A 24163-nucleotide genomic window follows, 5' to 3' on the forward strand; every position below is an offset into this window, starting at 1 on the left:
TATAATCATTTAAATTTAGCTAAGATGTACGCAATCGTAGAGATAGCAGGCCAGCAGTTTAAAGTTGAAAAGGGTCGTTTCATTTATACCCACCGTTTGGCGGGAGAAACGAACGCTGAGCTTGTTTTTGACAAGGTTTTACTTGTCGATAATGATGGTGCGGTTTCAATAGGAGCCCCGACTGTAACTGGTGCACAGGTAAAATGCACAATCCTTGAACATTTGAAAGGAGAAAAAGTAATTGTTTTCAAGAAAAAAAGACGTAAAGGTTATCAAAAGCAAAATGGACATCGTCAAGCTTTGACTAAGATTCAAATTGACGAGATAATTGCTGCTTAATTATTTATAATTTTAAAACATTAATAGACGATGGCACATAAGAAAGGTGTTGGTAGTTCGAAAAACGGTCGTGAATCAGAAAGTAAGCGTTTAGGCGTAAAATTATTCGGTGGTCAAGATGCAATTGCAGGTAATATCATCGTTCGTCAACGTGGAACAAAACACAATCCTGGTCAAAATGTAGGCTTGGGTCGTGATCATACGCTTTTTGCGTTGAAAGATGGTATCGTGACTTTCAAAAAAGGTCGTGAAGGTAAGTCTTTCGTTCACGTGCTTCCTGCTGCGGTAGAAGCTTAATTTTCGAAAAAGAAATTAAAAAGAGGCCTAGCCTCTTTTTTTTTGCCCTTTGCCCAAACTTATAGTTTTTTTTTTGTGTTAACACTGTATTAAAATAATAACATGCTGAAGAGAAATACAATGATATATACGGAGTTGAGCCCTAATCCCAACTCGATGAAATTCGTTTTAAATTATGAAATAGTTCCTGAAGGATTATCATTCGACTATCCTGATATGGCTTCAGCCAGAGAAGAATCCAAAGCTTCTCCACTAGCTGCTGATATTTTTCAATTTCATTTTGTAAACCGTGTTTTTATCTCTTCAAATTTCCTTACAATTACCAAGGATGCAGAAACAGAATGGGAGGAGGTATTGTTTGATCTTAAGAAATTCATAAAAATATATTTTGACGAAAGTCATCCTGTTTTTGCTCAGAAAACTATTGATTCAAATACCTTAATTGTTGACCCTAACGACACTGAGGTAGTAGCTAAAATAAAAGCCACATTGGATCAATATGTTCGTCCAGCAGTAGAGTCTGACGGAGGAGCAATTAACTTTTCTTCTTTTGACGAAGAGTCTGGCTTGGTAAAAGTATTTCTTCAGGGTTCGTGTAGTGGTTGTCCTTCTGCCACAATTACCCTAAAATCGGGTATTGAGCGTCTTTTGACATCCATGGTGCCAGAAGTAAAATTGGTAGAAGCAGAGGAATTATAAGCTTAGCTCAATTTTGCAATTGCCTCTGTCATAGATTTTATATGCCTCCGTTCTTGTAATATTGTAGGGGCAGCCACACGCTCTTTGCAATCAAAAATAGAACACTTTTCGCAAGTTTGATTTACATTTTGGACTGTAACCTTCGAGTCATTTAAAAAACCGATTTTTTTGGATGCCTCGTCTGATATTTCGAAACCCAAGCTTACGCTTACATTGGTATTTTCTAAAATATTCAAAGGTCTTGCTATAGATATTACAAAATATTGATTTCCAGCATCTTGATAATTGGATATTTGAGTATCTATGAGTTGTTGATTTTTATCTTTCTTTTGCAAAGAAGATAATTCGTCTAAAATTTTAATTGAGATCCATCTTCTACAATAGTTCTCATTTTTGCTTTCTTGAGGGTCATGTTGTTTATAAAGATGTAATTCTTTGGTTAAACTGTAGTCTTTTGTGCCAATTGGTGCTTCAAATCTTAGGAAAAACAATTTGTCAATTCCAAAAGAATCAGGTAAAATACTGAAAATTCTATGAAGAAGAGTTTCTGGCGTGGTTTGATATTTTTGAATTATTTCGTTTAGTTTTTTGCTAGAAAATTTATCGCTTTTAAATATCTCAGTTAAACTCTTTACTAATGGTTCTTTTTTTATCAGGATTGCTCCAGCAAAATAGGAAGCTTGAAAATTATTAAAAACCTCCTCGAATGAATTAACTTTTATCCACGATGAGGTCATTGGACGAGTTTTAATGTTCATAAATAGAAAACCAACTTCCCTTGCCAAAGTAAAGGCTCTTTGGTCAGATGAAATCCTTTTATTGATCATCAATTTTTTGCTCTTCGGAATAAATACTGACCGTATAGTAGCTAAAGTAGGATGGTCTTTTTCGTCAAAATATTCAATCGAAATGCCATATTGGTCTAAAAGTAAGTTTGATAAATAGAACTCATCAATTACTTTTTCATCAGAAACACTATTTTTTTTCAAAAAATCTTTCGCAATTTCCTCTAAATCTGGGAAATAGTTATTGTGCATTTCTTGATAAGATCTCAATACCGCAAAATAAAACTGCTCAACACTCATGCTGTAGCTACGAGCTATTTTTATTATTGTATTAATAAATGCACTGAGTTTGATAGGAGCGTCAGACAACATCTCCAAGAGATTCGCAGGGTCAATTCCAAAAAAATCGAAAGGTATTTCTGTTAAAAAGTTAGATTTCAGTAATTTAGAAATAGGTTCTAGCTTTTTGTTTAATTTTAAAGAAACCAAACTGTCGTAATCAATATCCAGTGCTTCTGCTAATGCAGATATTTTATCAGCTTTTGGGTATTTTTTGCCTTTCTCTATCTCATTGATGTAAGACATTGAAAGTTTCGAAATGTTAGATAAATCTTGAAGAGAAAAGCCTTTTTCTTGACGTAACTGTTTCAGTTTTAATCCAAAAATTAATTTTATATGGTCTGTATTTAAACTCATAAAACAGTGGTTTTCAATTCTTAATTTGGGCTAATTTAAAACGAATATTTTTTCAAAAACTTTAATTACAGTGAATTGGGAATAAATTCCATGTTTATTTCTGCACCAACTCCAGAAAGGAAATTCCCTGTACTTGCTTGTAATGTAAGTTTTCCTTGAGAAATTGATACAATTTTAAACTGTCCTTTAAATCCTGAAATATCTATATCTAAAAGTGTCTCTCCAGATAGCAAATCCCAAGTGCCTCTATTTACTATATTTTTAGTCGTTTTATCCAATGCCCTTGTTTCTTTGTCGGTTCTAAATTCAAATATTAGCTGATATAGTGCTACAGCCGAAATATTTAATGAAGAATTACTCAGAGTTTTGCCAGATGTATCTGTATATCTACTTAATTGCCAGCCATTTGCTGATAATATACCTGAAGCTGAATTATCCACAGGTACCACAGGTTTATCTTTACATGATAGAAAAGTAATACCAACTAAAAGAATTAATACCAAGTTTTTCATTTTTTTTAATTTATTTTTGTAACAAAACAGATGGTAATGAGTGCAAATTTAGGAAAGAAATTTATAGGATTTAAGCGTAAGGTATTTATTATCTTTATTTCTTTTGCTTCGCCTTTTTTTGTTTTTTCCCAAGACTGTTCTCAAACCTTAGATTTTCAATTTTCAGCTTCAAAAGTTGGCCAGGGTATAAACTGGAGCCAATTTCCAGAATTCTCCTTGCCATTTAAAATTGTTTACGGAGGAACCTCCAAATATGCCAACTCTGACTTGATTTTGAAAAGAGGATTTAGCCATATTGCCAATCCCAATGAACTAACGAAAATTCCCAAAGAAAAGCGTGCATTTATTTATTATAATGTCGCAAATTCTACTCCAAAACAACCTTGGGATTTGTACAAGTCTCCATTTGGGAATGATATGTTGGTTTTAGAAAATAGTTGGACGCAAGAAAGGGAAAGAATTATTAAAGAAACTGGCGGATTAAATAAAATCGAATCAGATATTTTAGTTTTTGATATAGAAAAACAAATTAAATCTGAGGATTCTATTCTTTTAATTAAAAATGCCTCCTATACTCCACAAGATCTGAAATTGCTTACTGACCAGCAGTTTATCGAAAAATACAAAAAGGATTTACAAGGATTATATGGAAAAGCAGCAAATTATGTTGTTAATAATCAGTCGATTCCAAATATTAGCTCTTATTCTGATGCACCTATATTGAATACTTTTATTAATATTCAAGGGAAATCTTGGGAGACTTGGAAAACTGATAAATCGGTTCTGAATTACATTTCCTATGATTTTGATAATCAGAAAGTTGGAGGGACTATGTACGAAGCACAAAACTTCATTACTCCTTCGGCATATTTCTATTACGATTATCCACATCCGTTTGCAGGTGAATATTTATCTTATCTATTATTCCAAATTGAAGCAAATCAAGCTTGGACAAATAAAGATTTGATGCTTTTTGTATGGCGAAAATATAGTTTTAATCAGGGTGTTTTAGGGAAAAACATTCAACCATGGATGGCAGAGGCAATGGCAATATTTCCATTGGTGGGTGGTGCTAAAGGCATTTGGTTTTGGGAGGATCCTTTTGTTGAAACGGAGGATTTGGCTAATTATGAATACTTTACAAAAGGTTTATATCGGCTTTCAAAATTTAAAAATATTTTTGATGGTGATTATAAAATAATTAAAACCATAACTGCGAGAGATTACAATGAAAGTAAGAAACCAATTTGGAGAGGCGTTTTGAATGGAAATAACTTACTAGTTGCTGCACATAATCCAAATGCCAAATCAGAAACGGAAGAAGTTAAGGTATTAATTGAATACAATGGATGGCAAAAAGAGATTATCTTAACTGGATATGAGATTTTCCTTTGCCAATTTGATTTAAGTGCTCCCACTGGCTTGGAAAATGAAATAAGTCTTAATAAAGTAAATGTCTTTCCAAATCCAAGTTCTGGAGTTTTTAACCTTCAAATTAGTTTAGAAAATCCATCAGATTTCGAACTAAGGCTGTTTGACTTGAGCGGAAAGGAATTTTATTATGAAAGTGTTGAGAATAAAGCATTAAATATTGATAAAAGGGTAGAATTGTTAGGGAAAATATTTTCTAATGAAGTAATTGTAGAAATTAAGCAAGGCAAAAAGAGTTTTTCAAAAAGAGTTATATTGTACAATTAATTTCAAGGAATTAACTTTATAAAAATCTAGTATTAAATTTGGAAAGTTAATACTTCAAAATAAATGAATTTCAAAACGTTTCTTCTCAGCGAAAAAGCAATCACGATATCATTCGGAGGAAATATCAATATTGAAAGTTTTGAGAAAGTTTTGGCTTTGAAAAAAATCGTTAAAACTCAAAATTGGGAATGGTTTTCTGAGTCAGTTTCTGCCTATAATTCTCTTACAATTTACGTTTTAGACTCTTTTTATACTGCTCATAATTCTTTGAAAACCTTTTTCGAATCTTGGCTATCGGGTAAAGAATTCATGGTTTTAGAAAATGATAATTTTAATGAAACCGAAGTAAAGCAAGTAAACGTAAAATATAAAGGTGAAGATTTGTCATTTATTTCGGAGTTTACTAAGCTTTCGGAATCTCAAATTATTAAAATTCATACTGATCGAATATACACAGTTGCAATGATAGGTTTTCTTCCTGGATTTCCATATTTATTAGGAATGGATGATCGTTTATTTGTTCCAAGAAAAAAAGAACCAAGGTTGAAAGTCAAAAAAGGAAGTGTAGGGATTGCGGGTTTTCAAACTGGAATATATCCAAATGAAAGTCCTGGCGGTTGGCAAATTATTGGGCACACTGATTTAGAATTATTTAATCCTGATCCTAATAAACTAAGTTATTTCAAATTAGGAGATCGAATTAAATTTATAGCCATATAGCATGAAATTTATAAAAAAAGGCATATTAACAAGTGTTCAGGACTTTGGAAGGCAAAATTTTCAATCTATTGGAGTTAGCGTTGGTGGAGTTTTGGATGTTTTAAGTTTTAAGGTTTTAAATGCATTGCTTAGAAATGATCCTAATGAAGCATGTTTAGAGATTCACTTTCCTGGACCAGTAATATTGTTTGAGGAAATTTGCACTTTTGCTGTTTCTGGAGGTGATTTTGAGGCTTATTTGAATAGAAAAGTACTAAGTAGAAATAAAATTTACCAATCGCAAGTCGGTGACGTTCTCACTTTTAATAGGAAAAGAGTAGGAGAGAGAGTATACTTTGGAGTAATGGGTGGTTTTGATGTAGTGTCTTGGTTAGGTTCTAGCTCGACAAATTTTCAAATGAAAATTAACCTTTTGCCAGAAAATATTAAGTTAAAACATTCTCCAAATTATTCGATTTTAAAATTCAAATCGGGTGTTTCTTTTGATTATGATTTCCAAAATCCTCGGATTCGGTTTGTTTCAGATTTTGAATTTGAGAATTTAACAGAAAAGGCGAAATTTATTTTGACGAATACTGATTTTGAAGTTGGATTACAATCTAATCGTATGGGATACCGACTAAAAGGGCAAGCTTTAGATCTTGTTGAAAAGAAAGAACAAATATCATCCGCAGTTTCGAAAGGAACCATGCAATTGCTACCCAATGGCCAAATTATTGTACTAATGGCTGATGCTCAAGTGACTGGTGGCTATCCGAAATTAGGCTTTGTAATAGAAAATGACCTTTCTTTTTTGAGTCAATTAGGACCAAATAAAACTATTAAATTTGAAAAAGTAAGTATTGAGCATGCTTTAGAAATAAAAAAGCAATCGAGTGTTTCTTTAGAAATAATTAAAAAGGCTTTAAAGTTTTCAGAAAATGCAAATTGATATCAATTGTGATATGGGGGAATCTCTTGATTTCTTAGAATCTGGTCATGATGAGGCACTAATGTCTTATGTTTCATCAATCAATATAGCTTGCGGCTTCCATGCAGGTAGTGAGTATATTATGCATGAAACTATAAAAAACGCAAAAAAACATAAACTTAAAATTGGAGCTCATCCTGGATTTGATGATATAAAGAATTTTGGAAGAAATGAGATGTATTTAGGTTTTGAAGAAATTAAAGAAATGGTGAAAAAGCAAATCAGAATTCTTAATAAAATTGCTTTATTAGAAGGCGAAATATTGACCCATGTAAAACCACACGGAGCACTTTACAATATGTCTGGAAAAAGAGAAGATTACGCTAAGGCTATTGCAGAAGCTGTTTTTGAAATAAATCCAAACTTATTTTTGTTTGGTTTGTCTGGAAGTAAAAGCATTTCTGAAGCAAAAAAAATAGGTCTAAATACTAGCGAAGAAGTGTTTGCTGATAGAGCTTATATGGCCGATGGAAGTTTGTCCTCTAGAAAATTAGTGGGTTCTGTTTTAAATGATATTGAAAAAGTAAAAGCCCAAGCACAGGCCTTAATAAAAAGAGATAAAATTTCCACTTTAGATGGTCATTTTATCTCATTAAATGCTGATACTATCTGCATTCATAGTGATACTCCTCAGGCTATAGAGTTTGCTAAAGAAATATATACTTTATCTCAATATTTGACCACTAATGGTTAATAAATCTAATTGAGAAATTTTGACATTGTATTGTGCACTCACTAAACGGTTTAAAACTGTATTATACCTCGTCTGTGCATCGTTAATCTCTAAAATGGTAGATGCCCCCAGTTTGAATTTTTCAAGTGAAATTTCAAGGTTTTCAGCTGCCACTTCTTTGTTTTCCTTTTCTAATTCTACGATTTTTTTATCAGTTTCGTATTGAAAATAAGCTGAAGTTAGATCATTTTCCAATCGATTCAGCAAGTCATCCTTTTGGGCCTGAATGATTTCTCCATTGATTTTAGATGATTGAATATTCCTATTGATAAACTGTCCATCGAAGATTCTCCAAGTAGCTGTAACACCAGCGTTTAAGCCCAAGTTTTGATTAGAAGTAATCAGTCCTGCATTGTTTGAACTGAAACTATATCCGAATGAGCTATTGAGGTTAATTCTAGGTTTTTTGAAAGATGACGCTTCTTTTTGACTTAATAAATTTATTTCTTCTGATTTTTTTAGGTTCAAAAATTCAGGATTTTGGCTTTTCGCTTGATCTATAAGGAAATTCAAATCAAAATTAGGACTCAGAACGTCTTCTTTTTCTACTTCAAAATCTACTTTTGAATCTCTTCCTAATACTCCGTTTAAGCTAATTTTTGCATTTTTAAGCTGATTTAAAGTATTCGTTAAATTGGTAACCTGAGTACTTAAATCCGCTTTTGATTGAAGGTAATCTAATTTTGAGCCTCTACCTATTTGCCATCTTTCCTCCGTGATTTTTAGCCTCTCTTCGTAATATTTAATGATTTCATTTAAATACTCTGTAGTACTTTGAAGACGTTGAATATTGTAATATATCTGCATTACATTACTCAATGTGTTCTGAACAACCAATTGTTGTTGTACTTTAGATTGCTGTCCTTGGCTTTTCAATCTTTCAAAAACAGATTGCATTCTTCTGCCATCATATAGCGTATATGTAAGCGTAAGGTTAGTAAGTGGGGAAATTGATCTACCAAATCTATTTATAACTCTTCCATCAACGAAATTTTGATTTACCTGGTTGAAGGAGCTATTAAAACTTGTGTTCCAATCAATCAATGGCACCATACCTGCGTTTGCCTTAAAAATTTGGTTAAGTGACAGTTCTACTTGTTTTTCTGAGATTTTGACTCCAAAATTATGCTCTAAAGCATAATTTTGAGCGTCAACTAATTTTAATAATCCTTGTGAATTTGCCGAAAAATTTACGACTAAAATCGTAATAATTGATACTAATATTCTTTTCATAAACTTTATTATGCTTCAGCCATTTCGTCAATAGCTTTCATTCTCTCGAAGTTTTTCTTTTTGCTTAAATAAATATACATTGTTGGAATAATAAATAAGGTCAAAATTAAAGACATTAATAATCCACCAATTACCACAATACCCATAGATCTTCTACTTGAGCCTGCCGATCCCAATGCCAATGCAATAGGTAAAGCACCAAAAGTAGTCGCCAAGGTTGTCATTAAGATTGGCCTAAGGCGAAGTGTTGCGGCCTCTATTGCTGCTTTGCCTTTCTCATATCCTTTTTCTCTTAATTGATTAGCAAACTCCACAATAAGAATTCCATTTTTTGTAACCAAACCTATTAGCATAATCATACCTATTTGACTAAAAATGTTTATTGTCTGGTCAAATAGCCATAGAGACAATACTGCTCCCGCAATAGCCAAAGGTACAGTAAACATGATAATCAAAGGATCCACAAAACTTTCAAACTGTGCTGCAAGTATTAAAAACACCAAAATTAAAGCCAAGCCAAATGAAAATAAAGTATTTGAAGAACTCTCTGCAAAATCTCTTGAAGAACCTGAAAGAGCCGTTCTGATTTTTTCGTCATTCAGTTTATCCCTTATTTCATCCATAGCTTTGATTCCGTCAGCAATAGTTTTTCCGGGAGCTAGTCCAGCTGAAACCGTTGCACTTAAATATCTGTCATAGTGGTACAGTTGAGGTGGACTACTATTTTCTTCAGCAGTAACGATATTGTCCAATTGAATTAACTCACCTCTATTGTTTTTGACAAACATACTTTTTAAATCCAAAGGCTCATTTCTGTCTTGGCGGTCATATTGTCCAATCACTTGATACTGTCTTCCATTCATTGTGAAATAACTAAATCTTTGACCAGCGAAGGCCAATTGCATTGTTTGAGCTACATCGGCAACAGCTACTCCTAAACTTTTTGCTTTTTCTCTATCAATTTTAATAGACAATTCCGGTTTGCTGAATTTCAAGTTTACATCAGACATCGTAAACACCTGATTTTTTGCAACTTCATCCATGAATTTTGGCAAATATTCTCGAAGTTTTGCAAAATCTGGAGCTTGAATTACATAACTTACTGGTAATCCACCTCTTTTGTTTACAGCTATAGTTTGTTGCTCATTCACAAATGATCTCGCATCTGGTAGTTTTTTTAACAAGTTTGTCATTGAATTAGCAACTTCCGACTGAGTCTTTTTTCTTGATTTAGGGTCTTTTAAAGTTATTCTTCCAAAACCTGTATTTGAAGCCCCAGACCCTGAAAAAGAAGGAGCAGTTACAGACATTACTCCTGAAACTTCAGGTATTGAATCCGCAATTAATGTAGAAGCTTTTATGATATAATTATCCATATATTCATATGAAGAACCTTCAGGGCCAGAATAAGAGATTTGAAGATTACTTCTATCATCTAATGGTGCGAGTTCTGATTTTAGTTGCCCCCAAAAAAAGTAAACTAATCCAAAAATGATTACCATGATTGGCATTACTAGCCATTTCTTGGTTAAAAAGTTCGATAAACTGTTCCTGTAGGCATTTTCCATCCCTTCAAAAAAAGGTTCGGTTGCCATATAGAATTTGGATTTCTTGGCTACTTTTCTATTTAAGTAGGCATTTAGCATCGGAGTCAATGTAAGGGACACAAATGCAGAAATTAAAACCGCACTAGAAAGTACAATACCAAATTCTCTGAATAGTTTACCAACAAATCCCTCCATGAATATTACCGGAAGAAATACCGCAGCAAGTGTAACTGAAGTTGAAATAACGGCAAAGAATATCTCATTAGCTCCTTTTACCGATGCTTCTATTGGATTCATGCCTTCTTCTATCTTTTTAAAGATATTTTCAGTAACTACTATACCGTCATCCACAACCAACCCTGTGGCTAAAACTATCGCTAAAAGCGTCAGTACATTAATAGAAAATCCAAAAACATACATTATAAAAAATGTACCGACTAAAGAAACAGGTATATCTATTAAAGGCCTAACGGCAACAATCCAATCTCTGAAGAACAAGAAGATAATGATAACCACCAATACAATAGCTATCAATAGTGTTTCTGCAACTTCTTCTACTGAATTCTTAACAAAAACTGTGTAGTCTAAGATTGTACCTAATTTTATATCAGGCGGTAAAGTTTTTTCTATTTCAGCTTTTCTTTTGTAAACTTCTTTTGCAATGTCCAGATAATTTGAACCTGGCTGTGGCTGAACAGCAATACCGCACATTGGTACTCCATTCCACCTAAGCGTTGTTTCGAGGTTTTCAGCTCCGATTTCAGCATACCCTACATCTCTAAGTTTTACAATGTTTTCATTAATATTTTTTACAATCATGTTATTGAAATCCTCCTCATTGGTGAATCTACCGATGGTTTTAACAACAAGTTCGGTATTGTTTCCTTGTAGTTTACCGGATGGAAGCTCAACATTCTCTCTGTCTAAAGCAAGTTTTATGTCCTGGGTGGTAATTCCCATCGAGGCCATTTTGTTCGGGTCCATCCAAATACGCATAGCGTAGCGTTTCTGTCCCCAGATTCTTATCTCACTTACGCCTTCGATGGTTTCGAGTCTTGGAGAGATTACATTTTCAGCAAAATCGCTTACATCTAGAATATTTCTGGTACTGCTTTGTAGCGAAAGTGACAATATAGTTTCCGCATTCGCATCTGCTTTCCTTACTGTTGGCAGCCCGTCTAAGTCTTTTGGTAGAATCCTTACGGCTTGAGATACTTTATCTCTAACATCATTGGTGGCTTTTTCCATATCCACATCAAGATTAAACTCAATAGTGATGTTAGAGGAGCCATTGTTTGAGCTAGAACTTACCGAACGAATTCCTTCAACACTATTAAGTGCTTTTTCGAGAGGTTCAGTGATTTGGGACTCAATGATATCGGCATTTGCCCCTGGGTAATTTGTCCCAACATTTACAATAGGAGGGTCTATTGAAGGGTACTCTCTCACACCTAGATATTGAAAACCAATGAACCCAAATAATAATATTAGGAGGTTCATTACAATGGCCAATACGGGTCTTTTGATAGAAAGGGTTGATATTGACATATTTATTTTATTTTTTAGTAAATACTGGTGAACCTACTTTCAAAGTCATTAATCCGCTAGTAATTAATGAATCACCTATGTTTAGTCCACTCAAAACTTGAAGTTTACTTGCATCTCTTAAACCTGTTTCTATTTTAACTTGTTCAACAATTCCGTTTCTTTTTATGTATACCACTTTTCCGTCAGTAACAGGTATAACAGTTTCGGTAGGAATCATTATTGATTGTGAGTTGCTCAAATTTAAATAAACCTTAATAAACATTCCAGGAATTAATTGACTTCCAGGGTTTTGTGAAATAGCTCTCACTTTTAAAGTTCTTAGTGTTTCGTCTACTTTCGGATCTATTGCAATTACTTTGGCGAAATAGTCAGAATTCGATCCGTCCGTCTGAAACTTGATGTTTTTGCCCAATTTTACTTCATTAATATATTTTTCAGGTATTGTGAAGTCTAGTTTAATAGGGTTAAACTGAACAATTGTTGTGATAACATTAGAGGGTGTAACGTAGGCACCCAACGATATGTTTTTCAAACCAACTTTTCCTGAAAAAGGAGCTCTAATCTCCGTTTTTGCTAACTGAACCTTTAAAAGTTCTTTATCAGCATTTAGCGTAAGTACTTTATTTTGAGAAATCTCAAATTCTTCTCTGCTTATGGCATTTATATCCAATAGTTTCTTTTGCCTAGCTTCAATTTGAAGAGCAAGTTTTTCTTCAAGATCAATCTTTTTTAATTGTGCCAAAATATCATCGTCTTTAATTTTAGCGATTAGATATCCTTTACTCACAACTGATCCTTCAGGGATATTTAATTTTACAATTTTTCCGGAGATTTCACTTTTTACTTCAACTTCCTCATTGGCTACAGTTGTACCTGAAGAGAATACAACCCGCTCGGAATTAGAAAGGCCTACCACTAGTGTGCTTACCGCCAAAGGCTTTGAAGGGCCGCTTTTTCCAGGGGCACCACCAACTGATTTTTTGCTATTGGATGAATCGTTTTTTGGGTCAGAGCTGCCGTTGAAAAGGAATATTTTTCCCAAAATCAACGCTAAAATTATACCCGCTGCTATAAGAAGAGGACGCATATGTGTTTACTTAAAATTAATTTTTATACAATTTTGCCAATTATTCTCAATATACTTTTATATAATGGATAAGTACATCAATTGAATAGACAAAATTAAGATATTAAGAAACTAGAATTCTATGATTTTTTAATTAAAAATAATATCCTTTTATTTGATGATAATTTGATTATTAGAAAAATTTTGAGAAAAAAAAGAGGAGACTTAATGGCTGCGGCCTTTATTATGGCAACATCTGCCATAGGGCCAGGTTTTTTGACACAAACTACTGTTTTTGCAGAAAAACTATTTTATAATTTTGCCTTTATTATTTTATTATCCATTATCATAGATGTAATTGCTCAGATCACAATTTGGAGAGCTTTGACCTTTTCAAATCTTAAAGCTCAAAGTATTGGAAATATGCTTTTACCAGGATTAGGCAATGTATTGGCAATAGCTGTAGTTTTTGGCGGTCTTGTTTTTAATATTGGAAATTTTGCCGGTACAGGAATGGGTCTAAATGCTTTGTTAGGTTTTTCTAATAACTTGGGAGTTGTGGCTTCATTCTTCATTATTGCTTTCCTTTTTTATTCAGATAATAGCCTAAAAAGGTTAGATATTGCAGTTAAGGTTTTAGCATTTTTGATGCTTTTTTTAATTATTTATATGATAATATTTGCTCATATTGATTACGTCAAATTAATAAAATTTAGTTTTTGGCCCGAAAAATTTGATATGAAATCTACGATTACCCTCGTTGGTGGTACGGTAGGTGGTTATATAACTTTTGCAGGTGCACAAAGGTTAATTGATGCTGGTAGAGTTGGAAAGGAAAATCAAAAAGATGTAACTAGAAGTGCTACATTTGGGATTATTTTCACCGGTTTTCTTAGGTATTTATTATTCATTGGGACTTTGTCTGTTTTGTTGACAGGAATAACTTTGAATCCAGATAATCCTACTGCTTCGGTTTTTGAAAACACATTTGGAGATTACGGAAAAAGAATATTTGGAATAATTATTTGGGCGGCTTCAATAACTTCAGTAATAGGAGCGACCTACACCTCCATTTCGTTTTTAAAAGACTTTCATCCTTGGTTAGGGAAAAATACTAAAATAATTGCTTTGGTTTTTATTTTGATTTCCGCGGGCGTGAATTTAATATTTGGAAAGCCTGTAAGCCTTTTATTATTAGCAGGTTATATAAATGGTTTTATTTTGCCTTTGGGACTTCTCATTGTTTTATTGGGCATACAGAAATTACCTATATTTAATACATTTCGACACCATATTATTTTTAAAATGCTTTCTTGGATTATTGTATTCGTGCTGCTTTATTTTTCAATAGGCAGCCTACTTTAATAATTTTGCTAATTTTTAATAATTCTAAATGAATTTTATCCTAAATTTGTCAAAAAAAAGAAATAATTATGTTTGGATATCAGTTTCCCACTTGGTTGCCTATTTTGTTTTTCGTTTTATTGCTATCTGGAGCTTTTTTAGTTGGCAAATGGTTGGTTAAAAACGACAGGAACTATAATGGTATAGGAAAGAAGTAAGGATAAAAATTCTTAGAAAATCCCTTCGGTCAAATGAAAAATATTTGCGGAAGGGATTTTTTTATGTATTACCCTTGCCATTATACTGCTTCTTGTTCCGTTTGAGCAGACAATAATTAAATCTTCAAAACTTTCTATTTCAGCTATTCTGGTAGTGATTTCATGTGCTGGGATGTTAATTCCGCCAATATTAAAATCAATAAACTCCTCTTTTTCTCTTATATCTACAATTAAAGCATCCTTTTTTAAAAGCTCTTCCAATTCTGCCTTATCTATTTCTTTTATATTAATCATATCATCATATTTTCATCTGCAAAACTAAAATAACCATCATTTGTGAAAATTAAGTGATCGGATAATGTAATTTCTAGAATTCTTGACACCTCATTTATTTTTTTGGTTAAATCTATATCCGCTTGGCTAGGGTTTTTATTGCCTGAAGGATGGTTGTGAGTAATTATTATTGCACTTGCCAGCTGTTCAATTGCATATTTGAAAATTAATTTTGGATCTGCTATAGTACCCGTTACTCCACCAGAACTTATCTGAATTGTCGAGATTATTTCCAAGTTTCGGTTTAAACAAACCATCCAGAATTGCTCATGATTTAAATCCAATAAATATGGTTTTAAATGTATATATGCATCTCTAGAGCCTAATATCTTCGTCTTTTTTAGGTGGTCTGCGTCTTTTCGTCTTCTTGCCAGTTCCATTGCTGCAACTATAGAAATAGCTTTGGCTTCACCTATTCCTTTAAACTTCATGAGTTCGGGTATACTCATTTTGGCTAGTTGGTTTAAGTTGTTTTCAACTGATTGTAAGATTTTTTTTGATAGTTCTACAGCAGACATTTCTCGGGTACCCATTCCAATTAGTATAGCAATTAGTTCTGCGTCAGATAATGCATTTTTGCCCTTTAGTAATAGTTTTTCTCGCGGTTGATCGTCTTCTGCCCAAGCTTTAATGCCTGATTTTATTGCGTATGGCATGTGTATTTTTATTTTTAAAAAATAAACATAAAAAAAAAGGTCGACTTTTGAAAGTCGACCTTAGAAATAATATTTTTTTCTAATTAAGCTGCAAGTGCATTTACATGCTTAGTCAAAGATGACTTTAAGTTTGCTGCCTTATTTTTGTGAATTACATTCTTACGAGCCAATTTATCAACCATTGATGAAACAGTTTTCAACAATTCTGATGCCTCAGTTACATCTTTAGAACCTCTCAATTTTCTAATTGCAGTTCTAGTTGTTTTATGTTGATAACGATTTCTCAAACGTTTCGCTTCGTTTGATCTAATTCTCTTTAATGCTGACTTATGATTTGCCATTGAAATATTTTGCTTTAATTCTAATTTTCCATTTTTTTGGAGTGCAAAAATAAGAAATATTTTCTTATTCTAAAAAAAATATTCAAAAATATTCAAGAAGAATATAAATTTTCCTAAAATTCTTGGTTTTCAATCTTTGTTTTTAACCAAAATTCAGTAATTCTCTTTAGATTTGAGAAATATATTATTTGCTAGATTAATGTTTTTTAAAAGACCTTTCCTCTATATTTTTTCAATTGTTGTACTTGTTTCTTGTAAAAACACGCAAGTACCTCAAAACTTTATATCTGTCCCAAACTCTATTTTTGATTATTTTGAATATAAAGTTGGTACAAAACCTATGGTTTCTGTACATAGAGGTGGTGGCGAATTAAAGGGATTTCCAGAGAATTGCATAGCGTCTTTCAGCTATATTTCTTCCAAAATGCCTTGTTTGATAGAGTGTGACATAGAAATGACTTCGGATTCGGTTATGGTGATGATGCACGATAAAACATTAGATAGAACATCCACTGGAAATGGCTTAGTGGTCGAAAATTCTTTTGAAAAGATAAAAAATCTTAAGCTAAAAGATAATTTTGGAAATATTACTGACTTTAAAATTCCAACTTTAGAAGATGTTTTGATTTGGGGAAAAGGCAAAGTGATTTTTACATTAGATGTAAAAAAAACTACCCCTTTTAAGAAAGTTGTCGAGGCAATCAAAAAATTAAAAGCAGAAAACTATGCTTTGATAATAACCTACAATGCTAATGAAGCCAAAGAAGTATATGATTTAGACCATAATCTTTTAATCTCAGTCAGTATAATGCAGGTCGCAGATTATGAAAGATTACACAATTTGGGTATTCCAGATAAAAATATGGTAGCATTTATTGGTACAAGAGAACCTAAAAAGGAATTAATTGATTTTTTACACCAAAAAGGGATAAAATGTATTTTAGGGGTTTTAGGAAACTTAGATAAAAAGGCGGCAGTTAGAGGAAATGAATTATATTTGGATTATATTAATCAAGGTGTAGATATATTGGCTACTGATAGGCCTGAAGCAGTTTTTGAAATTTTTAACAAACTATAAATATGAAAAAAAACCTAAACCTAATTTTAATTTTTACGGCGTTTTTAACCCAAAGTTTTGCTCAAAACGATATCAAGGAAACAATCGCACAGAAATCTAAAGCAATGGAAAGTAAGGTGATTGCTTGGAGAAGAGATTTTCATGAACATCCCGAATTGGGAAATCAAGAATTTAGAACGGCGAAAATTGTAGCAGACCATTTGAGGTCGCTGGGCATTGAAGTCACTGAAAATGTCGCGGTAACTGGGGTGGTTGGTGTTTTGAAAGGAGGAAAACCCGGTCCTGTTATGCTTTTGAGAGCTGATATGGATGGATTGCCTGTGACAGAAAGAGTAAATGTGCCATTTAAATCTACTGTTACTGTAAATTATAATGACCAAAATACGGGCGTAATGCATGCATGTGGCCATGATAGTCATGTGGCTATCCTAATGGGAACTGCCGAGGTTTTGGCAAGTATGAAAAATGAAATTGCTGGAACTGTAAAGTTTGTTTTTCAACCAGCAGAAGAAGGGGTATCAGAAAAAGATATACCATTTGGAGCAGACGGTATGATAAAAGCTGGATGTCTTGAAAACCCAAAAGTGGATGTTGCGTTTGGATTGCACATAAACTCTCAGACTCCAGCTGGAATGATAGCTTATAAAGCAGGCCCGACTATGGCCGCTGTAGACGAGTTGAATATTACTGTTAAAGGAAAACAAACGCATGGAGCTTATCCATGGGAAGGAATAGATCCAATTGTAACCTCAGCTCAGATTGTTACGGGTCTTCAAACTATTTTGTCAAGGAGTGTAAATCTAACAGAAGCTCCAGCAGTAGTTACGGTAGGTGCAATACATGGTGGAATACGCCACAATATCATTCCTGAAGATGTTAAAATGATTGGTACTATCCGAACTTTGGGCAGGGAGCAAAGAGTTTTGGTACATAAAAGAATCAAGGCTATCGCCAAAGGAATTGGAGAATCGGCTGGTTGCGAAGTGGACGTTAATATTGTAAATGGGTACCCTGTAACTATAAATGATGTCGAACTTACCAAAATGATGGTGCCTACTTTGATGGCTTCCGCAGGAGAAAAAAACTTGAAAGAAGTGCCAACTGCTATGGGTGCTGAAGATTTTAGTTATTTTCAAGAAAAAGTTCCTGGCTTATTTTTCTTTTTGGGTGGAATGGATCCATCCAAAAATAGAAGCGAGGTTGCCCCTCATCATACGCCAGACTTTTATTTAGACGAGTCGGGTTTTACTTTAGGCGTAAAAACATTCTGTAATTTAGTATTTGACTATCCAGCATTGAAAAATCCTGAAACAGTAACAAGTTCATCAAAAAAGAAGAAAAAATAAGTGGCGGCAGAATTAGTAGAAATATTTCCAGATAATCCCGACGACAGGATAATAGATAGGGTAGTGGCATGTCTCAAAAATGGAGGCTTGATCATTTACCCTACTGATACTGTGTATTCTATGGGCTGCGACTCAAGCAATGTTAAAGCTGTAGAAAGGCTTTGCAAATTGAAGCATATTAAGCCTAATCAGAATAAATTTTCGATTGTTTGCAGTGATTTGAGAGATATTTCTACTTACGCCAAAGTGTCAAATGAGGCTTTTAGGCTCATGAAAAGGGTCTTACCTGGCCCTTTTACATTTATTTTACCTTCTACTGGAGATTTGCCTCGAATTTTACAAACCAATAGAAAAACTATCGGAATACGAGTTCCAGATCATAAGGTGCCTAATTTGATTATTCAGAAATTGGGACATCCCATTATCACAACTTCTGTAAAGGACGATATTGATGATATTGTAGAATATCCAAATGATATAGAGCTATTAAATGAACAAAATCAATATAAAGTCGATATGATTATTGACGCAGGCTGGTGTGGAATAATACCCTCGACCGTAGTTGACGCCACGGACAGCACAAATATTATAGTTATCAGAGAAGGCTTAGGAGATTTATTTGAAGAAAATTAAGCATCTTTCATACTCAAGGCAATCCTTTTTCTTTGAATATCTACCTCTATTACTTTCACGCTCACTTTCTGATGAACTTTCACCACTTCATTTGGGTCTTTGATAAATCTGTTGGCCATATTTGATAAATGTACCAGACCATCTTGATGAACGCCAATATCCACAAAACAGCCGAATGCCGTAATATTGGTTACGATGCCAGGCAAGACCATGTTAGTTGTTAAATCTTTTATGTCTGAAACATTACCAAATTCAAAACTTTCTAATTGCTCTCTTGGATCTCTTCCTGGCTTTTTAAGTTCTTTTAGTATGTCGTTTAAGGTTAAAAGGCCAATTTCTGGACTTACGTAGGCTTTGGGGTCTATCGATTGTTGAAGATTTTCGTCTGCCACCAGTTTTTTCAAATTGGTATTGAGATTTTTTGCCATTCTTTCGACAATATGATAACTTTCTGGGTGTACAGCTGAGTTATCAAGTGGATTTTCTGCACCATGAATTCTTAAAAAACCCGCGGCTTGCTCAAAGGCTTTGTCTCCAAGTCTCGGAACTAATTTAAGCTCTTTTCTAGCTTTAAATTTACCATTCTTTTGTCTGTATTCTATTATATTTTGAGCTATAGATGGTCCAATTCCAGAAACATAACTCAACAGGCTTTTAGATGCGGTGTTTAGTTCTACTCCAACGAGGTTAACACAAGATTCCACCACAACGTCCAATGATTCTTTTAACTGTTTTTGATCAACATCGTGTTGATATTGCCCAACTCCAATCGATTTAGGGTCAAGTTTTACCAATTCAGCCAAAGGATCCATCAATCTTCTGCCTATAGAAACAGCACCTCTAACAGTCAAATCTTTGTTGGGGAATTCTTCACGAGCTATGTCTGAGGCCGAATAAATAGATGCTCCTTGTTCTGAAACCACAACTACCATTACATTTTTAAACTCAGGTAATGAGGCGAGTGTACTTTTTATAAATTGTTCGGTTTCTCTACTTGCGGTTCCATTTCCTATAGCTATGGCTTCTATTTTGTGTTTTTCTAATAAACTCCTAAGTATAGCAGCAGATTCTTGTTGTTTTGTTTGAGGAAAAAGTATCAAGTCGGCCAAAAGGTCTCCCATTTCGTTTAGAACTACTGTTTTGCAGCCTGTCCTTATACCTGGATCAATCGATAACACTCTTTTTTGGCCCAAAGGAGCTGAGAGTAACAATTGCCTTAAATTTCCAGTAAATATCTGAATTGCAGCCAAATCCGCTTTTTCTTTTAATTTATTATCATATTCTTTCTCAAGACTTGGCAAAAGTAGTCTCTTTAAAGAATCTTCAATGGCCAATCCAACTTGGATTTTTGGTTCTGGTAAGCCTTGTAAATAAACTCTTTCGAGGATATCAATGGCATAATCTGTTTCTACATCAATGCTGACTTTCAAAAAACCTTCGTCTTCTCCTCTTTTTATTGCTAAATACCTATGAGACGGTATTGTTTTGGCGGTTTCAGAATAGTCGAAATAATCTGTGTATTTTTCTCCTTCTTTTTCTTTGCCTTTTTTGAGTTTTGAAGTCAATATACCAGATTTTTCAAAGATCAATCTAATTTTATTTCGAGCTATTATATCTTCGTTGATCCATTCGGCCATAATATCTCGAGCACCCGAAAGGGCTTCTGCCACTGATTTTACTTTTTCATTTATGTATTTTCCAGCCAAAGCCTCAATGTTTCTTTCTTTCTGGCTGAAAATCACTTTCGCCAATGGCTCTAGTCCATTTTCAATTGCGACGGTTGCTCTTGTTTTCTTTTTTTGTTTGTAGGGCAAATAAATATCCTCTAATTCATTGGTGAAAAGAGCATTTTTTAATTTTAAAATAAGTTCAGGAGTAAGTTTTCCTTGTTCTTCAATTGATTTAAGGATTGCCTCTCTTCTTTTGTCAGCCTCAATTAGTTTTTCAAAAAGTTTTTTGATATCTAAAATTTCAACCTCATCAAGGTTTTCCGTTACTTCCTTTCTATATCTCGCAATGAATGGCACAGTGGCACCATCCTCTAACAATTTTATAGTATTTTTTATCTGAGAGGCCCTTAATTTTAGGTTTTCGGATATATATTGAATTTGAACTGCCGTCATTCCAACTTTTTAAGTTTAATTTTACTCTTAAATACAAAAATCAGAAGATTTTCATTAAAAATTAGGTATTTTTCAATACTTATTTTTTGATTTTATGAAATGTCTGAAAATGAAGTATTTAAAATAAAAAGGCAAAAAAATGAAAAAGATGACAGTATTATTGAGTTTATGTTTATTGCTTTTTTCTTGTGATTTTGTGGAGCCAGTCTCTTCGGAAAACACGATTATTTCAAAAATCACTATTAAAAATGGGCAAAATTTCGGATTTTGTATTGGAAAATGTTATTCCGAAATGGTTATTTCTGGAAACAAGGTAGAATTTATAGTTAAAGAGAGAGTTTTTGAAGAAAATGGAGTCTCAACCAAAGATTACAACTATAATGACGCTATCGCTTCCACAAAAATATCTTCAATTAACAATGTTTTAGACTTAAATAAATTTTGGGGTTTAAAAGATATCTACGGCTGTCCCGACTGTGCTGATGGTGGCTCAGAATGGATTGAAATCATAAATGAAAAAGGTGATTCTAAAAAGGTGACATTTGAATATGGAAAAACTGTTCCTGGAATCGAAAATTTAATTATCTCGCTTCGAGAAGAGAGGATGGCTTTACAAACGAAATATGTGACTGGTAAATAATGCAAGAATTTGATTTTTTAGTGATAGGAGGTGGAGCTGCTGGATATTTTGCTGCTGTAAATGCGAAAGAAAGGTTTCCGAATTTGAAAATTGGAATAATTGAAAAAAATAGAGATGTATTACAAAAAGTAAAGGTGTCTGGTGGTGGTAGATGTAATGTCACAAATTCAATTTTTGAGCCGTCTGAACTAGTAAAAAATTACCCCAGAGGCAATGAGTTTTTGCTAGAACCTTTTACAAAATTTGGCTCAAAAGAAACATATAATTGGTTTGAAAAAAGGGGAATAAGGCTCAAAATCGAAAAGGATGGGAGGGTATTTCCTGAGAGTAATACCTCTCAAAGTATTATAGATTGTCTTCAATATGAAGCAAAAGGAATTCCTCTGTTTACTTCGGAAAAAGTAACGGATATAGTTCAAGAAAGAAACTATTGGGCAGTATCAACTGCCTCTGGGGCTCAATTTAAGGCAGATAAATTAATGATAGCAACAGGAAGTGATAAAAGGATATGGGAAATTCTTGACATGTTAAATTTTAAAATAATTGAGCAAGCACCTTCATTGTTTTCTTTTAATATAAAAAATGAAAAACTAAATCAAATGCAAGGTTTGAGCTTTCAAAATGTTGAAGTTGAAATTGTTAAAATGCCCTTTAAACAATCAGGTCCAATGATCATTACACATTGGGGTTTGTCTGGTCCAGCAATTCTAAAATTATCGGCTTGGGCAGCACGAGATTTAAGTTTGGTAGAATATGACTTTAAAATCAGGGTGAATTGGATTCCAGATTTTACAAAAGAAATTATAATAAATTCATTTAGGGAAAATCTTGAAAAACAAGCGAAGAAAAGTGTTATCTCGAATCCATTATTTAATCTAACGGCTAGATTTTGGAAATATATCTGTGAAAAATCTAATATTACTGAACACCAAAAATGGGCGGAAACGGGCAAGAAGCACTTTCAAATACTTGCGGAAAATTTATTGGCAGATGTTTACGAAGTAAAAGGAAAGAGTACTTTTAAAGAAGAGTTTGTAACAGCAGGTGGAATTGATTTAGATGAAATAGAACCCAATACTTTTTCCTCAAAAAAATATCAGAACTTGTTTTTTGCGGGAGAAGTGTTAAATATTGATGCAGTTACAGGTGGTTTTAACTTTCAAGCCGCTTGGACCGGGGCCTGGCATGTAGCAAATGGATTAGGTTTTTGAAAATAAACTACCTCCAACCATTCCAAGAATACTTATTAAAAGCCCGAAAACAGCTGGCGGACCTAATTGTAAATGAAAGTTAAGTGCTATTAACCAAGCAGTTGTTCCTAAAATCATTGATAATGAAGCCCCAGTTTTATTAGCTTTTTTCCAATATAAACCTGCTGTTAATGGAACAAATAATGCAACCAAACTTAAAGCTGAAGCCTCTCCAACCAGTTCATAAATATTGGTTTTGATAAAAGTCATTCCAACAGCCACCATAGTAATTACAACAGTAGAATTCCGCATTATTTTTAATAAGTCTTTATCATTGATTTTATCACCCATATATGGCTTTAATATGTTTTCGGCAACAACGGTAGCTGGAGCTAGTACAGCAGCACTGCAAGTACTTAAAATAGCTGAAATAAGGGCACCGAAAAACAATATTTGAACGAAAAGGTTGGAATGTGCTAAAACGAGTTTGGGTATAAACATTTGATTGTCATCAGTCAATAATTCAGGATGGCTGATTGAACCAAAATATACTACTGAAAGTGGTAGAAAAGCTACACTTAAGTACATTATTGAAGATATAATACTTCCATTTACGGCTGCTTTTTCTGATTTCGCTGAAAGTACTCTTTGAAAAACATCCTGCTGAGGAATTGAGCCCCAACCAATTGTAATCCATGCAGAAAAATATAAAAGCCATGAGTTGGTATTTTTATCTTTAGGTGTAAACCTGAAAAAATCTTCGGGAAGATGGTTTCGGGTTAATTGTAAAGAATTATCGTTATCATAAAAATAATAAGCTAAATATATTAAACCTCCGATTATTATTACAGTTTGAATTGTATCGGTAATGGAAATTGACCACATTCCTCCCAAAAAAGTGTAGAATAATACAATAGAGGCACAAATCATTACACCCCAAATGAAAGGAATTCCAGATATACTTTGGATGATTATAGCTAATGCAATTAATTGTGCGGCAATCCAACTAAAATAGGATGGTATCATAAAAAGTGCGGAAATAAATTCTACCTTTCCTCCAAATCGCTGTCTAAAATAATCACTAAAAGTATAGAGTTTAAGTTTGTAAAGTGGTTTAGCATAAAATAAACCAATTAACAGTAAGCAAAGTGCTGCACCAAATGGGTCTTCAATTACACCTAAAAGTCCTTTGTCTAAAAATTCAGATGAGGCACCCATTACTGTTTCCGAACCAAACCATGTGGCAAACAGTCCCGAAGCGACAACGAATGTGGGCATTTTTCTACCTGCCAACACAAAATCTTGTGAGTTTTTAACTAATTTGGACGAAAACCATCCTATTAATACTGTTATAAACAAATAAAGACTTACAAAAATTAGTAACATAAAAAGCGAAGTTTTTGCAAAACATCAAAGAA

The 24163-nt window shown here is 33.4% G+C and carries 23 protein-coding genes; 13 read left to right on the forward strand and 10 right to left on the reverse strand.

Features of this window, described 5'->3' with window-relative positions:
- Positions 1–24 precede the first annotated feature (24 nt).
- The 3 genes from rplU (at position 25) to EGI22_RS09425 (ending at position 1335) form a co-directional block, all read left to right on the forward strand.
- On the forward strand, positions 25–339 hold the full coding sequence (gene rplU / locus EGI22_RS09415) for a 50S ribosomal protein L21 (protein ID WP_255067999.1): 315 nt from the start codon (positions 25–27) through the stop codon (positions 337–339).
- 30 nt (positions 340–369) lie between these two features.
- A complete protein-coding gene (rpmA, locus tag EGI22_RS09420; protein ID WP_255068001.1) occupies positions 370–636 on the forward strand; it encodes a 50S ribosomal protein L27 in 267 nt (88 codons plus the stop codon).
- A 102-nt stretch (positions 637–738) separates the two neighbouring features.
- A complete protein-coding gene (locus EGI22_RS09425) occupies positions 739–1335 on the forward strand; it encodes a NifU family protein (protein WP_255068002.1) in 597 nt (198 codons plus the stop codon).
- A 2-nt stretch (positions 1336–1337) separates the two neighbouring features.
- Here the strand turns inward: EGI22_RS09425 and EGI22_RS09430 are convergent, their stop codons facing one another.
- Positions 1338–2816, reverse strand: coding sequence for a helix-turn-helix domain-containing protein (locus EGI22_RS09430; protein ID WP_255068004.1), 1479 nt, complete (start codon positions 2814–2816; stop codon positions 1338–1340).
- Positions 2817–2881: 65 nt separating this feature from the next.
- Positions 2882–3328, reverse strand: a complete 447-nt coding sequence (locus tag EGI22_RS09435; RefSeq protein ID WP_255068005.1) for a hypothetical protein — start codon at positions 3326–3328, stop codon at positions 2882–2884.
- 36 nt (positions 3329–3364) lie between these two features.
- Between EGI22_RS09435 and EGI22_RS09440 the strand changes: the two genes are divergently transcribed.
- The 4 genes from EGI22_RS09440 (at position 3365) to EGI22_RS09455 (ending at position 7410) form a co-directional block, all read left to right on the forward strand.
- Complete coding sequence (locus EGI22_RS09440) at positions 3365–5026, forward strand: T9SS type A sorting domain-containing protein (protein ID WP_255068006.1); 1662 nt, start codon at positions 3365–3367, stop codon at positions 5024–5026.
- A gap of 63 nt (positions 5027–5089) precedes the next feature.
- Positions 5090–5746 (forward strand): 5-oxoprolinase subunit PxpB, encoded by a 657-nt coding sequence (pxpB, locus tag EGI22_RS09445; RefSeq protein WP_255068007.1) that lies wholly within the window; start codon positions 5090–5092, stop codon positions 5744–5746.
- Position 5747: 1 nt separating this feature from the next.
- The gene (locus tag EGI22_RS09450) at positions 5748–6677 is read left to right on the forward strand and encodes a biotin-dependent carboxyltransferase family protein (protein ID WP_255068008.1); all 930 of its coding nucleotides are present in this window, start codon (positions 5748–5750) and stop codon (positions 6675–6677) included.
- Positions 6667–7410 (forward strand): 5-oxoprolinase subunit PxpA, encoded by a 744-nt coding sequence (locus EGI22_RS09455; protein WP_255068009.1) that lies wholly within the window; start codon positions 6667–6669, stop codon positions 7408–7410. The genes EGI22_RS09450 and EGI22_RS09455 overlap by 11 nt, the downstream gene beginning before the upstream one ends.
- On the opposite strand, the gene EGI22_RS09460 is transcribed toward EGI22_RS09455, so the two are convergent.
- Genes EGI22_RS09460 through EGI22_RS09470 form a run of 3 tightly spaced genes read right to left on the reverse strand, consistent with a single transcriptional unit; the run spans position 7381 to position 12864 of the window.
- Positions 7381–8682 (reverse strand): TolC family protein, encoded by a 1302-nt coding sequence (locus EGI22_RS09460; RefSeq protein WP_255068010.1) that lies wholly within the window; start codon positions 8680–8682, stop codon positions 7381–7383. The genes EGI22_RS09455 and EGI22_RS09460 overlap by 30 nt on opposite strands.
- An 8-nt stretch (positions 8683–8690) precedes the next feature.
- Complete coding sequence (locus tag EGI22_RS09465; protein WP_255068011.1) at positions 8691–11777, reverse strand: efflux RND transporter permease subunit; 3087 nt, start codon at positions 11775–11777, stop codon at positions 8691–8693.
- A gap of 7 nt (positions 11778–11784) precedes the next feature.
- Positions 11785–12864 carry an efflux RND transporter periplasmic adaptor subunit gene (locus EGI22_RS09470; RefSeq protein WP_255068012.1) on the reverse strand — a complete coding sequence of 360 codons (1080 nt, stop codon included), beginning with the start codon at positions 12862–12864 and terminating at the stop codon, positions 11785–11787.
- 183 nt (positions 12865–13047) lie between these two features.
- On the opposite strand from EGI22_RS09470, the gene EGI22_RS09475 reads away from it, so the two are divergent.
- Positions 13048–14208 (forward strand): NRAMP family divalent metal transporter, encoded by a 1161-nt coding sequence (locus tag EGI22_RS09475; protein WP_255068014.1) that lies wholly within the window; start codon positions 13048–13050, stop codon positions 14206–14208.
- Positions 14209–14417: 209 nt separating this feature from the next.
- On the opposite strand, the gene EGI22_RS09480 is transcribed toward EGI22_RS09475, so the two are convergent.
- From EGI22_RS09480 to rpsT, 3 genes are all read right to left on the reverse strand, one after another.
- Complete coding sequence (locus EGI22_RS09480; protein ID WP_255068015.1) at positions 14418–14699, reverse strand: rhodanese-like domain-containing protein; 282 nt, start codon at positions 14697–14699, stop codon at positions 14418–14420.
- Positions 14696–15394: a DNA repair protein RadC gene (gene radC, locus EGI22_RS09485; protein WP_255068016.1), complete on the reverse strand. Its 699-nt coding sequence runs from the start codon at positions 15392–15394 to the stop codon at positions 14696–14698. Before radC ends, EGI22_RS09480 begins: the two co-directional genes overlap by 4 nt.
- A gap of 83 nt (positions 15395–15477) precedes the next feature.
- Positions 15478–15735, reverse strand: coding sequence for a 30S ribosomal protein S20 (rpsT, locus tag EGI22_RS09490; protein ID WP_255068017.1), 258 nt, complete (start codon positions 15733–15735; stop codon positions 15478–15480).
- Between the two features lie 199 nt (positions 15736–15934).
- Between rpsT and EGI22_RS09495 the strand changes: the two genes are divergently transcribed.
- Genes EGI22_RS09495 through EGI22_RS09505 form a run of 3 tightly spaced genes read left to right on the forward strand, consistent with a single transcriptional unit; the run spans position 15935 to position 18792 of the window.
- Positions 15935–16813 carry a glycerophosphodiester phosphodiesterase family protein gene (locus EGI22_RS09495; RefSeq protein WP_255068018.1) on the forward strand — a complete coding sequence of 293 codons (879 nt, stop codon included), beginning with the start codon at positions 15935–15937 and terminating at the stop codon, positions 16811–16813.
- Positions 16814–16815: 2 nt separating this feature from the next.
- The gene (locus EGI22_RS09500; protein ID WP_255068020.1) at positions 16816–18159 is read left to right on the forward strand and encodes an amidohydrolase; all 1344 of its coding nucleotides are present in this window, start codon (positions 16816–16818) and stop codon (positions 18157–18159) included.
- The gene (locus EGI22_RS09505; RefSeq protein ID WP_255068022.1) at positions 18160–18792 is read left to right on the forward strand and encodes an L-threonylcarbamoyladenylate synthase; all 633 of its coding nucleotides are present in this window, start codon (positions 18160–18162) and stop codon (positions 18790–18792) included.
- On the opposite strand, the gene EGI22_RS09510 is transcribed toward EGI22_RS09505, so the two are convergent.
- Entirely contained in the window at positions 18789–20915 is a 2127-nt protein-coding gene (locus EGI22_RS09510; protein WP_255068023.1) for a Tex family protein, read from the reverse strand. The genes EGI22_RS09505 and EGI22_RS09510 overlap by 4 nt on opposite strands.
- Positions 20916–21054: 139 nt before the next feature.
- Between EGI22_RS09510 and EGI22_RS09515 the strand changes: the two genes are divergently transcribed.
- Both EGI22_RS09515 and EGI22_RS09520 read left to right on the forward strand, forming a co-directional pair.
- On the forward strand, positions 21055–21555 hold the full coding sequence (locus EGI22_RS09515) for a hypothetical protein (protein WP_255068024.1): 501 nt from the start codon (positions 21055–21057) through the stop codon (positions 21553–21555).
- The gene (locus EGI22_RS09520) at positions 21555–22766 is read left to right on the forward strand and encodes an aminoacetone oxidase family FAD-binding enzyme (protein WP_255068025.1); all 1212 of its coding nucleotides are present in this window, start codon (positions 21555–21557) and stop codon (positions 22764–22766) included. The genes EGI22_RS09515 and EGI22_RS09520 overlap by 1 nt, the downstream gene beginning before the upstream one ends.
- Here EGI22_RS09520 and EGI22_RS09525 read toward each other — a convergent pair.
- A complete protein-coding gene (locus EGI22_RS09525) occupies positions 22755–24131 on the reverse strand; it encodes a sodium:solute symporter family protein (RefSeq protein ID WP_255068026.1) in 1377 nt (458 codons plus the stop codon). The genes EGI22_RS09520 and EGI22_RS09525 overlap by 12 nt on opposite strands.
- Between the last annotated feature and the right edge of the window lie 32 nt (positions 24132–24163).

The sequence above is a fragment of the Lacihabitans sp. LS3-19 genome (assembly GCF_024343575.1).
Classification (GTDB): Bacteria; Bacteroidota; Bacteroidia; order Cytophagales; family Spirosomataceae; genus Leadbetterella.